Raw genomic sequence first — 396 nt, forward strand, 5'->3', positions numbered from 1 at the left:
CTGCCGGGGTTGCGCAGCTGATCGGAACACGCCTGAGACTGTGGTCAGGAGAGTTTTTTGCCGACACTGCGGATGGCATGCCCTGGGCCAGTGATGTGCTCGGAAACCGCACAACCTCTGTTTACAACGCAGCAATACAGGCACGAATTGCAAATACAGAGGGTGTTTCATCTATCACCAGTTACTCCAGCACGCTCAACAACAGAAAACTTACCGTTAGTGCTGAGGTTCAAACGAACTATGGCATTACAACAATTATATTCGGAGAGTCCTGATGGCTGTTTCGTCTGTCTCTGATATTGCCTGCACAGTTAGCACAACCGGCATTACAGCTCCGACTTATGATGCGATTCTTGACTGGTATCAGACGCAATATCGCTCAATTTACGGATCTGA

The 396-nt window shown here is 49.0% G+C and carries 1 protein-coding gene; it reads left to right on the forward strand.

The window, feature by feature from the left end:
* Positions 1-275 (forward strand): hypothetical protein (locus HK25_RS12315; RefSeq protein ID WP_143296020.1); only part of this gene is annotated, 275 nt, incomplete at its 5' end.
* Positions 276-396: the final 121 nt, after the last annotated feature.

The sequence above is a fragment of the Acetobacter sp. DsW_059 genome (assembly GCF_002153695.1).
Taxonomy (GTDB): Bacteria; Pseudomonadota; Alphaproteobacteria; order Acetobacterales; family Acetobacteraceae; genus Acetobacter; species Acetobacter thailandicus.